This window comes from Scytonema hankhaensis NUACC26 (genome assembly GCF_045865695.1).
GTDB lineage: Bacteria > Cyanobacteriota > Cyanobacteriia > Cyanobacteriales > Nostocaceae > Scytonema.
Window position 1 is genome coordinate 20,539 of record NZ_BAACAP010000203.1, and the last position, 13,317, is coordinate 33,855.

Consider the following 13,317-nt stretch of genomic DNA (forward strand, 5'->3'; position numbering starts at 1 on the left):
ACTTGCTCTGGTGCAATGTGCTTCTCTCCCTTTTTCCTAAGTACAACAGCCTTGAATACAGAAAAATTATTGTGTTTTATGATACTCTATAGTATTTGTGCTATACATATGGTGGAAAGTGCGATCGCACTTTCAAAACATGGTTATCCTTGTTCTTAAGTCTAATGATTCCATCTGAACTATCATTCCAACAGTAATGCATAACGTCAGCCAAACCATTACATTGCCCACCCTATGCATAGTTTATAAATCAAATAGGATTCTTATATCAACCAACTGCATTGGTAAGTTCTTTGATAGTTCAACAAGCTACTTTCATATTTACCTCAACAACTGCATAATTCTTTGTAATTCTTCACTAGCTACTTGAAGTGATAATGGTGTCTTTTCATCTAAATTCAAATAATACTGATTTATCCAGTTTTCAACGTAAGCTTTGCAAGCTGATTCTTCAGAGAATTTTGAATATTCTGCTTCTTCGTCAACACTTTCTCCCTGTAAATAATGTATCCAAGTTTCAATATTTCTTTTCGGTATCAATATAGATATTGCTTCATTAAGTTGACGTAATTGTTGAGAGTCTGCTTTCAAAGCATCGTCTAGTTCCTTTAAGCGTTCTTGAACAGTTTTATTATCTGCATCAATGACTACAACCAATCCAATTGATAAATAGCTTGACTTACTACGGTATGCTTTGACCTCTGTGGAATATCGTTCCCTAACAAACTGTTCTCCAGACAGACTACCTTTTGGGCAAACCAGAGATCTGATATTTCTAGTCGAAAAACCTATATTGTTTAATAAGTAACGAGTAAAGACTTCGTGCTGTCTGTCCTCACACAAAATAACAATTTGTACTGAGCGCTGGCTCATACAGCCAACCTCGAGCAATCAGTTCTGAAATTGGTAGTCCTGTAGACGCTGCTACTTCTTGACTAATCTTTTTTACTGTTACTGGAACATGACTTTGACGCTCAAACCAATATCCTATTGGTGATGCTAAAAGATAATTAATCAATTCAGGATGATGGGAGATGAGTAAAGCCTGCATTTTTTGTTCGCTACACAGGTCGTAGAGTTGGGTGAGCCAAGGTTGGATTTCTGATAAGGCTAAAAAGTTTTCTGGTTCATCTATACATAAAGTATAATCTTCAGATTGAGTACCATATAAAAGAGTATATAAAGCCATGAGGACTTTTTGTCCGTCGGACAGTTCGTCAAAGCGATAATCCATTAATTCTTGCTGAGAAGAGTCTAGAGAAAAACGTAACTTTAAAATTCTATATTCTTCACTGAATCTCTCAAATTTAAAACTAATAAATCCGTCTAAAACTTCTTTTAAAACAATCATTAATTGTGCTATTCTGCCTTGATTTTGTGAAATATAGCGATACCAGGAAACAAAATTTTCCATGTGTAAACTCAACCGGGTTTCTTCGCGATCGCTACCATCAACCATTAAATGTGGAATAATTTTGACAATAATGAACCGCTCCATACGTTCTTTAAACCATATTAGCTTCGTGTTATCATCTCTTAAAACTAATGAGGATAATATCGACCGAGACCAATCAAATGGATATACTGAACCTACAGAATAATCATCCTGAAAAAGTTGAACCTCGCCCGACTCAAACTTTAATAGAGGCTGATTATCATACCATAAGCGTTCGTACTTAATACGGCTCTTTTCCTGTTTATATTCAAGAGCAAGTTCATATTTATAGTTACCCCCATTTCCAGAAATTTCTAATTCAAAAAGCTGAATCGGTCTTTTTTGCCAACGAGTACAGTCATGAGATTTGAAAATTTCCTCTACTTTAGAATCACCACTTACAAATACTTGTATTTTCTGTAAGACTTCAAAAATAGTAGATTTACCTGTTCCATTTCCACCTAAAAATAGATTGATTGAGTCAAAATGAAGTTCAAAATTTACTAAGCAACGAAAGTTATCAATGTAGAGTCTCTTTAACATCTCATCCTCCATCAGTGTTGTCATTTGTCATTTGTCATTTGTAAGAGTTTTAGAGATAATTTATAAAGTAGGTTGGGTTGAGGAACGAAACCCAACATTTCATCAAATTAGAAATATTTCAGGACTTACGCAACCTCAACGGTATTTTAGGGATTTCACGCTTTGTCGATCCCCCCATCTCCACCCAACCCCAGAGGGGACCCCTAGCTCCCCTTTTTAAGGGGGGCTTTGCGTAAGTCTTAATATTTATATTCTGTCATCTTATTCTGTTGATTTCCAGCTATCTAGTTTATGGCAACAAGTTTTGCACAGAAGCACGACCTACCTCAACTCCTTCAATAACTAGTGGAATCGTTTCTGTGATTTGGTAGTCGTGGCGCTGCTGATAAGTTGGTTCTTGCAACAAGTTAGTAGGTTCCGTGTAAACTTCTACCTGTTGCTCTACGAGATTAACTATCCAATAAACAGGAATATTCGCACGAGCGTATATACGTTTTTTGAGAGTTCGTCGCGAAGCGCAAGCTGTACCCAGCTTATCGCGCTCGAGTGTAGAATCAGAAACTTCAACAACTAAGGCAATATCTTTTGCACCAGGATGTCTGTCAAGGTAATCGCGAGTGTCACCTCGGACGATAACAACATCGGGTTCTGGCTCACTATTATCTAAAGTAATCGGCTCTTGTGTATCTACATACCATCCATCAGGTACAAGTTTTTCCAAAATATTCCGAGTCAACTTTGTAGCAACACGGTGTGGTGGATTTTTTGGCATTTTGGGTATGAGCCATCCTTCCAATAATTCTACTGGATCGTCTTCAGTAAGGATGCCCTGACAAATCATTTGATGATACTGTTCAATACTGAAGCGCCAAATAGGCTCAGTCGGTACAGCCGGAATTTGCTGGAAATCTATTGCGTCATTTTGAGTAGAGACAGACACAAGTTTTTGACTTTACTCTGTACTTTGTAATTTATTGTAGCGTATAATTCTATGGATTAGGATTGACATTGACATTAATGTTAAGGTTTAGCGTGAGAGAGTATATCTAGATTTCACTCTCATGCTTTACCAAGAGCGTTTAACCGAACTTACTAGGGAACACGCAGATACCCTACCTGCAATCCTTTGTGGAGTTTTATTATTTTTAGGATGGTTCGCCCTGCATCTCGGCTTTTTGGGGTGGGCGTTGTTGCTTTTACCTGCAGCATATGTCATTGGTGGTTATGACAGTGCAAAGGAAGGACTGACAACTCTTATTAAAGAAAAAGAACTTGATGTCGATCTACTGATGATTGTGGCAGCATTGGGTGCTGGTGCTCTAGGATTGTGGCAAAGAGAGTATCACTTAATTATTGATGGAGCTGTCTTAATTCTCATCTTTGCCATCAGTGGTGCTTTGGAAAGCTATGCTATGCGCCGAACAGAACGAAGCATTAAAAGTTTGATGAAGCTCGCTCAAGATACAGCAACTGTTTTGCGTTTTGGCAAAGAAGAAGTGGTTTCGATCGCTCAGTTAAAGGTGGGAGATGAAATTATTGTCAAACCAGGAGAGATTGTTCCTACTGACGCATTGATAGTTTCTGGTTATAGTACTCTCAATCAAGCAGCTATTACGGGTGAGTCTATACCTATAGAGAAGATGGTGGGAGATGAAGTCTTTGCAGGTACAATCAACGGTTATGGGGCGTTGAAACTTCAAGTCCACCAACCACCTGAAAGTAGCTTGATTCAGCGCGTGATTCGTTTGGTGGAACAAGCACAAGATTCAGCACCTCCTTCCCAACAATTTGTTGAGCGATTTGAACGGGGATATGCAAGGTTTATTGTCATAGCTGGATTATTGCTGGCTATTTTGCCACCATTTATCTGGGGCTGGAATTGGGAAGTGACAATTTATCGGGCGCTGACTTTTCTCGTTGTTGCTTCTCCCTGTGCATTGATGGCAGCAATTATGCCTACTCTGCTTTCTGGAATCGCTAATGGTGCAAGACAGGGGATTTTGTTTAAAAATGGTGCTCAATTAGAAACGATTGGTAAAGTCAGAGCGATCGCTTTTGACAAAACTGGTACGCTAACAACAGGACAAGTACGAGTCGATGGGGTGATGCCTGCTAGTGAATACTCTGAATCTGATGTATTAAAAATAGCAGCATCTGTAGAAGTCTCTTCCGAACATCCTATTGGCAGCGCGATCGTTCAAGCAGCAAGAGAGTTAGATTGGGTACGTGCAACTGAGGTGAGAGCTATTCCCGGACAAGGAATTGTGGGGATACGAAAGCCCTTGTATGGAGCTGGGTTTGAATCTCAAGTTATCGTCGGGAAAGAAAAGTTCATACACCAGTACGTTTCTAGCTTACCAGATGAATTGAAAGAATTAGCTCGCAATTGTGAGCAAGAAGGAAAAACAGTGGTTTGGGTAGCAATGGTTCCTACGATGAGTGTTTCCTCCACTTCCTCCCAACCCAAAATTCTTGGTGCGATCGCAATTGCAGATGAAGTCAGATCCGAAGCAGCAATAGCAATTTCCCGTTTGAGAAAGCTGGGAGTCGAACAGATCGTCATGTTAACTGGCGACAACGAAGCGACTGCAAGCAGTGTTGCTCGAGCGCTTGGAATTGACCAAATCCATGCAGAATTACTTCCAGAAGATAAACTTCACATTATTCGTCGTCTTCAACAAGAATATCAAACAGTGGCGATGGTAGGAGATGGCATCAATGATGCACCAGCTCTAGCTCAAGCATCTGTAGGTATCGCCATGGGAAAAGTTGGTACAGATGTAGCCTTAGAAACCGCAGATATTGTGTTGATGGCAGATAAATTGGAGAAAATAGAAGTCGCAATACGTTTGGGTAAACGAGCGCAGACAATAGTAAAACAAAATATTGCGATCGCTCTAACTTCCATTGCCTTGCTCTTAGTTGGCAACTTTTTAGGAAGCATCAACTTACCCATTGGCGTCATTGGACATGAAGGTTCTACTGTCATTGTTACCTTGAGTGGTTTACGGTTGCTAAGAAAATGATGAAGTATGAATTATGAATGATAAAATTTCGTAATTCATACTTCATAATTCATAATTCTGTATTTAGCTTTCTTTACTACTAGATTGATAGCGGTGACGGCGGCGACGCTGATTGCGTAAAGCTTCAGCCTTGCGTCGCCGCTTTTCAATAGGTGTTTCAAAGTGTCTCTTTTTCCGTAAATCCGGCAAAATTCCTGCTTTAGAAACTTGTCGCTTAAATCGGCGTAGGGCTGAATCGATCCCTTCAGTTTCTCCCAAGATAACTTGAGTCATTGATTCTCCTGTACCATTGTCTAACGAGCGCGGTTTGAGTAATGGCGAGTTACTGAGTTCGCCAGATAGTAGAGGCAAGTTGGCATTGAGTTAACCCTCTTAACCCCAATATATAATAAGATTTTTTATGACCAGTTACGTATAGTGTCTTCCACCATTATTATATTCAATGAAAAAAAGAAATCGATTGTTCGTTCATCTAGTTACCGAATCCTTATTACCAATTACTGGTTACTAGTCACTGATTACTGCTCACTGGTCACTGGTCACTGGTCACTGGTCACTGCTCACTGCTCACTGTTAATAACGGTTGCGAAAGTTACCCTTGTTACCACCAAATGGTTTCTTATCTTCACGTGGTCTAGCTTTATTAACTTTCAGGTCGCGCCCCATCCATTCAGCACCGTCTAGACCTTCGATAGCTGCTGTTTCTTCAGCTTCGCTTGACATTTCTACAAAGCCAAAGCCTCTGGGCCGTCCAGTTTCGCGGTCTGTAGGAATCTGGACATCTTTGACTGTTCCATATTCTGCAAACACCTCTTTCAAGTCATCTGGCGTGACTTCGTAAGAAAGATTGCCTACATAAATTGACATGATTGTCTCCAAAGTCATCAAGTTGTAGAGAGCAATATTTCGGAGACAAGGCTGTAAAAATCGAGAGGGCGAAGCCTGTAAATTCTAATAACAAACATTGCAACCGAAATGACACTCGCTTATTAGCCTAGCATAACTAAAACTGACAAAGGTCACATTGAGTGTTAAAATCAACGCAAAAATTAGACCCCCCAAACCCAATCTCAGCACAAAATGCTTGGGGGATCGCCCTTTTTCTGTTTCATGACAATACTAGAATGTTTGCCCAGCATAAATTGAGCGAACTTCACCGTTACGACGAATGACAGCTTCTCCGTTGGTAACTTCCACAAGTGTCCAACCACTATAACCGATTGCTTCACCTACTTCAATGCGTTTAGTCACACCATTAATTTTAAATAAAGCAGCAGATTTTTTCCCCAATTCCATCAAACCTTCCAAAGTGTGAGCGCCAACAGGAGGATTTGGGGCAGAGACAGTGGCTACAATTTCTTGCTCTGCAATTGGAGCAGTCGATGTAGGTGCTTTATCGGTGGGTAATTTTGGTGATGTAACGTTAGGGGAAGTAACAGATAGTATGGGTAAAGCAGGCTTTAGAGCTTGGTGTACGGTGACTGGCTTGGTTTGCATTGCTACAGGTTTTATGTCTTTGCGTACAGCAGCCAGAGCATTGACAGTCATAGGCTTGATAGCCGGAGCTGAATGTAGTTTGATTGAAGCTAATTTCACAGGTGCGGGTTTAGAGGCATGACCTAAATTCTTTTTAGGAGATGTTGCAACTGGCACTTGTGGTAAAGCTCTCAGATTGGCAAGCATGGGTGGAGGTGCGTAGCGCATCGGTTGTGGCGCTTGATACACTGGAATGTAAATTCTCTCAACAACAGTAGTTGAGCGACCGGAGTTTGGAGAAGTGTTATTAGCCGTAACAGGTATTGGCAAATTACCAGCAGAAGGTTGATAGGCAATATTTGTTTGGTTAGATGGAACACTAGCGATTGTTGCTGGTTTATTAGACCTAAGATTGCTCTTTGCTTCTTGTCTATCGATTGCTGACAGCGCCCCTAACATATAGCGAACCAAATCTTCTTCAACTTGCGCTCTTGTCGGCAATTTTGACTGTACCTGTTGCGGTAATAAATTTTTCTGAAATGATTTGGCAGTTAAACGGTTGACTAACTCAGAGTTTGAGAGCCAAGCCAAACACGCCATTGCAACACCTACACCAACTCCTAGCCACAGCATCACGCTTAGGGAGAAAGGGGATTTCGATTTGCTGGGTTTACTGGTTGGTTGGTTTGTAGCTGTAGCACCCATGACTACAGTGCTCAATGGATTGTGCCTAACTTTGGGAATAGGTTGTGTCTGTGGAATTTGTCTGTCTTGAAAGACAATTTGCGGCACTGTAATTGTTTGTACGCGGTGGATATGTCCTCCATGCTGAACCGTTTGGCTAGGTAGAGTTTCTTGTCCATCCAAAATATTATCGATTTCAGCAAAGAGTTCATCCATCAAGCCATCAGCGTAGGTCTCGATTGACCAGGGTTGTTCGCTGACTATTAAATCTTCTGATGGTTCTGGAAGTATAAGATAAGTACTAGCTTTTTCTGACATGGCTATTTTTAATTGTGGTTAGTTGTTAGTTGTTAGTTGTTAGTTGTTAGTGGTGAATACTTTGACTGGTAAGCATTTTCCTACTAACCATTAACTACTAACCACTATCTACTATCTACCAGATACTAACGACTTAACTTTAATCTGGAATTGATGATGCCATTAAATCATGCTGTCTATCATATTAGCCTCCATAATTTCACCAAAGTTTTTAGATTTTGTGAACGATGGTGAACAGTGCAGTGACCAGTGACCAGTGACCAGTTAATTTGCTAGGACTGGAAGTTCGCTTGGGGTTTTATTTTTGCGGACTTCTAGATAGATTAGCAAAGCATTCACATCAGCTGGATTGACTCCGCCAATGCGTGCTGCTTGTCCGATTGTCAGGGGTCTGACTTTACTGAGTTTTTCTCGTGCTTCTTTGGAAAGCGTGTCAATGGCATCGTAATCTAAATCGGCTGGTAACTGGCGATGCGCCTGACGGGCAATTTGCTCGATCTGTGTTTGCTGTCTGTGCAGGTAACCAGAATATTTGATGTCAATCTCTACTCCCTCTTGTTCGCTGCGATCGAGATTCGAGTTTGCCAAGGAGTGCTTGTGAAAATCTACGTAGTGAAATCCCGGACGACGTAGCAAATCTGCTAGGGTTATGGAACCTTTGATTGCTTGTCCGGTGATAAGCGCGATCGCTCGTCCAATTTCATCGTGTTCTTTCACACGTGTGGCATACAATCGTTCTTTTTCTGTTGCTATGTTTGCTTGCTTGCGAGTAAACAGATCCCAACGACGCTCATCAATCAAGCCAATTTCTCGTCCCAAGGGAGTCAACCTTTGGTCGGCATTATCAGAACGAAGTACTAATCTATACTCGGAACGACTCGTCAGCATTCGGTAAGGTTCCCGTAAATCTTTAGTACATAGATCGTCTACGAGAGTACCGATATAACTTTGTTCTCGTGGAAAAACAATCATTTCCTGACCGCGAACAAAACGAGCCGCATTAATTCCCGCGACTAATCCCTGAGCTGCTGCTTCTTCATAACCCGTTGTTCCATTGACTTGTCCGGCACAGAAAAGTCCTTCTAGCTTCTTGGTCATCAATGTAGGATAACACTGAGTAGCTGGTAAATAATCATACTCAACAGCATAAGCTGGGCGAAGCATGGTACAGTTTTCCAAGCCGGGAAGGCTGCGTAACATTTGCAGTTGTAAATTTTCTGGCAGCCCTGTAGAAAATCCTTGAATATAAAGTTCGGGAATATCCCGTCCTTCTGGTTCAATAAAAATTTGGTGGCTTTCTTTGTCAGCAAAGCGCACAATTTTATCTTCAATACTAGGACAATAACGAGGTCCTTTAGCATCCACCCAACCGCCATAAACAGGTGACAGATGCAAATTTTCTCGAATTAGGCGATGAGTTTCGGCTGTAGTACGGGTAATATAACAAGGTATCTGTTCTCTTTCTACCCATGCTTGTGGGTCAAAACTGAACCAACGAACATCTTCATCTCCAGGCTGAGGTGCCATCTTACTAAAATCGACTGACCGCTTATCGACTCGTGCGGGAGTTCCTGTTTTCAATCGTCCTGTTTCAAATCCCAAGCGATTGAGAGTTTCTGTCAAACCTTCTGCTGCAAATTCTCCCGCACGACCAGCAGCCATTGATTTGTTTCCAACCCAAATCCGTCCTCCCAAGAACGTACCCGTCGTTAAAATCACCGCTTTGCATTGGAAGGTAACACCAAAGTAAGTTTGAACGCCAATGACTTCATCATTAGCACCCAACACCAAATCGGTGACCATACCCTCGCGAATTGTCAAGTTCTCCTGGTTTTCAACGATCCCCTTCATCACTGCGGCGTATTCTCTTTTATCTGTCTGAGCGCGTAACGCCCAAACAGCCGGTCCTCGCGAAGAATTGAGAATGCGCTTTTGCAGATACGTTCTGTCTGCCATTTTGCCAAGTTCCCCACCCAAGGCATCCACCTCATGAGTCAATTGAGATTTTGCCGGACCGCCAACAGCTGGGTTGCAGGGTTGCCAAGCAATCTTATCTAAGTTGAGGGTTAACAGCAGGGTACGACAGCCTAGGCGTGCAGTCGCAAGGGCTGCTTCACAACCGGAGTGACCGGCTCCAACAACAACAACGTCAAAAGCGTCTTGGAATTCAATAGAGGTGTGCAGGGTCATGGACTTAACAAAGCAGCAATAACTCATACCTATTCTAACTGTTATCAACGGTTCTGTTGATTATTGGTATTTGAGTTAAAGAGAATGTTTGTAAAATCTCAATTCATACTTGCCTTTGCGACGCTGATGTTGCGGCTATACAGGCAAAACCCTCTTAGGTGGGTTTCAAAACTTGAATTCTTTATTAGTCCGCCTATGCGGACTTCGTTTATATAGTAGTGAATTATATTCACCTAAAACTCTCAAAAAATCTTCAGATAAAACTATAAATCTCGACAAGCTATCTTTTGTAAGATATACAAGAATGGATTGTGATACATAGCTGTTTTTTCTAATACATTTTTTCTGAATAAGTTGCACTTTCATGAATAAGTTACAATTCATAAAAAAATATATTAAAATCATATATCAATTATTAATTATCTTGAAACCAATAGAGAATTAATCTGCTGAAATATAGTAAATAAAATTAGACGAACACTGATTTAATTTAGATTTTTTAATAAATTCAATTAAGTTAAAATTTATTACTTATTAGAAAAATGAACATTAATAAATTGAGATATTGCAATCATGAATATGAATGGGAATTGGAGCCAGTAGTGCTATCCAATTTAACCCTTTTAGTTGGGGCTTCAGGAGTAGGTAAAACTCAAATACTAGAAGCTATAATAAATTTACAACAAATAGCTAAGGGAGCTTCATTAAATGGTATAGAATGGGATGTTGAATTTGTTATAAAAAATAATAATTATCAATGGAAAGGAGAATTTGAAAAACAAGAAATATCTCCTTTTCTGGAAGAAATTGAAAAAATAAAGAAAAAAAGATACAGAGTGATTCAAGAAGAACTCTATCGAAATGGAAAAGTTATTGTAAAGAGAAGGCTTAATGAAATTATATTCAATAATAACAAACTGCCAAAACTATCACCTTTTCAAAGTCTTATAGAAATTTTGAGAGAAGAAGATATTGCCCCTATTAGAGATGGTTTCAGTAAAATTATTCAAAGTACTCGCTCAATAGAAAATGCAGCAAATGAATTTTCTTTTTTAATTGTTGCATCTATTTTAAGTAAAGATCTATTTTCAGTAGAGGAAATACAAAAAAGTGATTTTCCAATTCCAATAAAGTTAGGGTTAGCTTATAAATATGTACCAAATGTTTTTAATGTAGTCAAAGAAAGATTTATAGATATATTCACATCTGTAGAAGATATAAAAATAAATTTTCTAGAAATTGATTCTGATAAGGGGTTTTCAGAAAAACAGTTAGTAAGTGTGTCAGAAAGTCAACAATCATTTATTTATATAAAGGAAAAAGGAGTAAATCATTGGATTAATCAAAGACACATATCTTCTGGAATGTTAAAAACTCTGTTACAGATTAGCAAACTCTATTTGTCTACTCAAGATACTGTCATTTTGATTGATGAATTTGAAAATAGCTTAGGAATTAATTGTATTGATGTTGTTACAGATTTACTATTAGAAAATAAAAATATGCAGTTTATAATCACAAGTCATCATCCATATATTATTAATAATATTCCAATGGAGTACTGGAAAATAGTAACTCGTCGGGGAGGTGTAGTGACTGCCACTAATGCCAAGGAATTCAATTTAGGAAAATCTAGACATCAAGCTTTTATGCAATTAATTAATCTTGATGCTTATAGAGAAGGTATTACAGTAAGATGAATATCTACTTTCTAACCGAGCTTTCAAGAATTTCTAAACTTTTGTGCTTCAATTAGATTGGATCTACCAATATAAATTGTAAATTAACCAGTCAAATGAAGCTAAGTATAAAGAATATAACCTTTATCGCTATAATCACCTTTCTAGCTTGCACTCTAGTTGCTAGTCATGGAGTTAACCGATATCAGTTGCGTGCTAGTCGTCAGTCTATAGAAAATTGCGCCGCACCTTCAAACGATCGCACAGAGCAAAACCCATTTTGTACAAATGCGCCTCCACTTAAGATATCTCCTACTATAGCTCCTCCGCCTACCCCGAATCTCAGCTTGCCTGAAAAAGATCGTTTTTTAGCTTTGGTGACATATAAGTTACCAACAGTTCCTGCACCCAATACCTATGAATATACCTTATTGCGTGCCTATGGTGCTGCATTTGTTATTCAAGAAGTAGGGATTAAACTTCCACCAAAAGTGGTATTTACTAACGAGCAAGAAACACAACAGTTTCAATCTAACTTGAGCATGGGTAAAGTAAATAACACTAACAACTGCTATTTACAAAAATCAGCTGCCGATGCTTTAAACAGAGCCAAAGCAAAAATCAATATTCCTTTAAAATCTGGTTACGGTGCGAGTGACTGTACTCGGAGTTTTGCCACCAATTTAAGATTTTGGAACAAATACGCCACTGCTACAACTTTACAACGAGTACGACAGGGCGAAGAAACAAATATTCTTGGTGTTGTTGCACCGCCAGGATCGTCACAGCATCTTTGGGGATTGGCAATCGACTTAGGTGTGAGCAATCCCTCTCAGGAATATACTTTAAATCAAAATGGCTGGTTTCGGACAGTCGAAAGAGATTCACCTCATTGGACTTATCTTGGTTTACATCCAGAAAGGTTGGCTGAGTTTGGTTTTATGAATAAAGTGGTTGGGGGCGTAGTTTATTGGTTAACACCCCTCTAGCCAGATTCAGTTTGTGAAGGATGTTTGGACTCAAAGCTTTGCTGTAAAACACTATTCTGCATCCACTTTAACTCAACTTGGAGGCGATCGAGAATTTTTGGCAAATCTATTAGTAGAGAATCTAAATCGATTTCTTCAATAAATTGCTGAACTTTTGGAACGGGATTTGGATAATTTTGATTGTAAATCTGTAGGAGATGAATTAAATTTTGACAATATTCGCGGGTCAAGGAAAGGTGCTCGAAAAAATATTGAAAATTATTAATTCTAGGATGCAAATCTTCTACTATCAATTGCTCAAAGGTAGAGTGCGTTTTTAGTTGTAACACTTCAGCTTGAGTTCTTTTTAATTGTTCGACAATCATCTCTAGCTCTTGAATTTTTGCGCGTTCTCTTGCTTCAACTTCTAGCCGTTGACGAATTTCTTTTTGAATCAATGCATTCTGTTCTTTTAATTGTTGTGCAAGCGATCGCAAAGTTAATTGATTGCTAACTCGAACCAAAATCTCTTCAGCCTGAAATGGCTTGATAATGTAATCTACACCTCCCACTTCAAAAGCTTTGACTTTATCTGACACATTATCAGAAGCACTGATAAATATAACAGGAATGTCCTTAGTTTCCGGCATTGATTTTAATTTTTGACAAACATCATAGCCACTCATCTCCGGCATATAAACATCTAGTAAAATCAAATCTGGTTGTGCCAGCTTCACTCCTTGTAAGGCAAATTGACCACTAATTGCTTTCTTTACTTGATATCCTTGAGACTCAAGCATAGCAGATAAAACCTGTATATTGTGTGGTGTATCATCAACAATAAGAATAGTGGCTAATTTGTTTGACTTCATAGATATTTAGTGGGCATTGGGCATAGGACATAGGGGAACTCGGGGCCCCCTCCTTGTTGAGGGGCAATGGGGATTAGGGATTAGGGATTGGGGAACTCGCTCTTCCACTCCTTGTTGAGGGGCAAT

The 13,317-nt window shown here is 39.4% G+C and carries 11 protein-coding genes; 3 read left to right on the forward strand and 8 right to left on the reverse strand.

The annotated features are described in order from the left end of the window. Positions 1 to 321: 321 nt before the first annotated feature. The 3 genes from ACKTT2_RS23880 to ACKTT2_RS23890 form a co-directional block, all read right to left on the reverse strand. Positions 322 to 873: a hypothetical protein gene (locus tag ACKTT2_RS23880; protein ID WP_407891158.1), complete on the reverse strand. Its 552-nt coding sequence runs from the start codon at positions 871 to 873 to the stop codon at positions 322 to 324. After that, positions 836 to 2,002 (reverse strand): AAA family ATPase, encoded by a 1,167-nt coding sequence (locus ACKTT2_RS23885; RefSeq protein ID WP_407891160.1) that lies wholly within the window; start codon positions 2,000 to 2,002, stop codon positions 836 to 838. Before ACKTT2_RS23885 ends, ACKTT2_RS23880 begins: the two co-directional genes overlap by 38 nt. Before the next feature lie 265 nt (positions 2,003 to 2,267). Next, on the reverse strand, positions 2,268 to 2,918 hold the full coding sequence (locus tag ACKTT2_RS23890; protein WP_407891162.1) for a Uma2 family endonuclease: 651 nt from the start codon (positions 2,916 to 2,918) through the stop codon (positions 2,268 to 2,270). A 121-nt stretch (positions 2,919 to 3,039) separates the two neighbouring features. Here ACKTT2_RS23890 and ACKTT2_RS23895 point away from each other — a divergent pair, with 121 nt between their 5' ends. Next, complete coding sequence (locus ACKTT2_RS23895; RefSeq protein WP_407891164.1) at positions 3,040 to 5,004, forward strand: heavy metal translocating P-type ATPase; 1,965 nt, start codon at positions 3,040 to 3,042, stop codon at positions 5,002 to 5,004. Positions 5,005 to 5,067: 63 nt separating this feature from the next. Here the strand turns inward: ACKTT2_RS23895 and rpsU are convergent, their stop codons facing one another. The 4 genes from rpsU to mnmG form a co-directional block, all read right to left on the reverse strand. Further along, positions 5,068 to 5,277 carry a 30S ribosomal protein S21 gene (rpsU, locus tag ACKTT2_RS23900; RefSeq protein WP_407891241.1) on the reverse strand — a complete coding sequence of 70 codons (210 nt, stop codon included), beginning with the start codon at positions 5,275 to 5,277 and terminating at the stop codon, positions 5,068 to 5,070. Positions 5,278 to 5,577: 300 nt separating this feature from the next. Further along, positions 5,578 to 5,871 (reverse strand): RNA-binding regulator, encoded by a 294-nt coding sequence (gene rbp / locus ACKTT2_RS23905; protein ID WP_407891166.1) that lies wholly within the window; start codon positions 5,869 to 5,871, stop codon positions 5,578 to 5,580. A 252-nt stretch (positions 5,872 to 6,123) separates the two neighbouring features. Further along, the gene (locus tag ACKTT2_RS23910) at positions 6,124 to 7,482 is read right to left on the reverse strand and encodes a hypothetical protein (RefSeq protein WP_407891168.1); all 1,359 of its coding nucleotides are present in this window, start codon (positions 7,480 to 7,482) and stop codon (positions 6,124 to 6,126) included. 264 nt (positions 7,483 to 7,746) lie between these two features. Further along, a complete protein-coding gene (gene mnmG / locus ACKTT2_RS23915) occupies positions 7,747 to 9,672 on the reverse strand; it encodes a tRNA uridine-5-carboxymethylaminomethyl(34) synthesis enzyme MnmG (protein ID WP_407891170.1) in 1,926 nt (641 codons plus the stop codon). Positions 9,673 to 10,214: 542 nt separating this feature from the next. Between mnmG and ACKTT2_RS23920 the strand changes: the two genes are divergently transcribed. Together ACKTT2_RS23920 and ACKTT2_RS23925 are read left to right on the forward strand one after the other, a co-directional pair. Further along, positions 10,215 to 11,372: an ATP-binding protein gene (locus tag ACKTT2_RS23920; RefSeq protein WP_407891171.1), complete on the forward strand. Its 1,158-nt coding sequence runs from the start codon at positions 10,215 to 10,217 to the stop codon at positions 11,370 to 11,372. A 95-nt stretch (positions 11,373 to 11,467) separates the two neighbouring features. Then, on the forward strand, positions 11,468 to 12,340 hold the full coding sequence (locus ACKTT2_RS23925) for a D-alanyl-D-alanine carboxypeptidase family protein (RefSeq protein WP_407891173.1): 873 nt from the start codon (positions 11,468 to 11,470) through the stop codon (positions 12,338 to 12,340). Here the strand turns inward: ACKTT2_RS23925 and ACKTT2_RS23930 are convergent. Next, positions 12,337 to 13,191, reverse strand: coding sequence for a response regulator (locus tag ACKTT2_RS23930; RefSeq protein WP_407891175.1), 855 nt, complete (start codon positions 13,189 to 13,191; stop codon positions 12,337 to 12,339). The genes ACKTT2_RS23925 and ACKTT2_RS23930 overlap by 4 nt on opposite strands. Positions 13,192 to 13,317 lie beyond the last annotated feature (126 nt).

Bases quoted from the DNA above. Each gene is read 5' to 3' on its own strand.
- ACKTT2_RS23880 (WP_407891158.1), bottom strand. From the start codon at position 873: ATGAGCCAGCGCTCAGTACAAATTGTTATTTTGTGTGAGGACAGACAG.
- ACKTT2_RS23885 (WP_407891160.1), bottom strand. From the start codon at position 2,002: ATGACAACACTGATGGAGGATGAGATGTTAAAGAGACTCTACATTGAT.
- ACKTT2_RS23895 (WP_407891164.1), top strand. From the start codon at position 3,040: ATGCTTTACCAAGAGCGTTTAACCGAACTTACTAGGGAACACGCAGAT.
- rpsU (WP_407891241.1), bottom strand. From the start codon at position 5,277: ATGACTCAAGTTATCTTGGGAGAAACTGAAGGGATCGATTCAGCCCTA.
- rbp (WP_407891166.1), bottom strand. From the start codon at position 5,871: ATGTCAATTTATGTAGGCAATCTTTCTTACGAAGTCACGCCAGATGAC.
- ACKTT2_RS23910 (WP_407891168.1), bottom strand. From the start codon at position 7,482: ATGTCAGAAAAAGCTAGTACTTATCTTATACTTCCAGAACCATCAGAA.
- mnmG (WP_407891170.1), bottom strand. From the start codon at position 9,672: ATGACCCTGCACACCTCTATTGAATTCCAAGACGCTTTTGACGTTGTT.
- ACKTT2_RS23920 (WP_407891171.1), top strand. From the start codon at position 10,215: ATGAACATTAATAAATTGAGATATTGCAATCATGAATATGAATGGGAA.
- ACKTT2_RS23925 (WP_407891173.1), top strand. From the start codon at position 11,468: ATGAAGCTAAGTATAAAGAATATAACCTTTATCGCTATAATCACCTTT.
- ACKTT2_RS23930 (WP_407891175.1), bottom strand. From the start codon at position 13,191: ATGAAGTCAAACAAATTAGCCACTATTCTTATTGTTGATGATACACCA.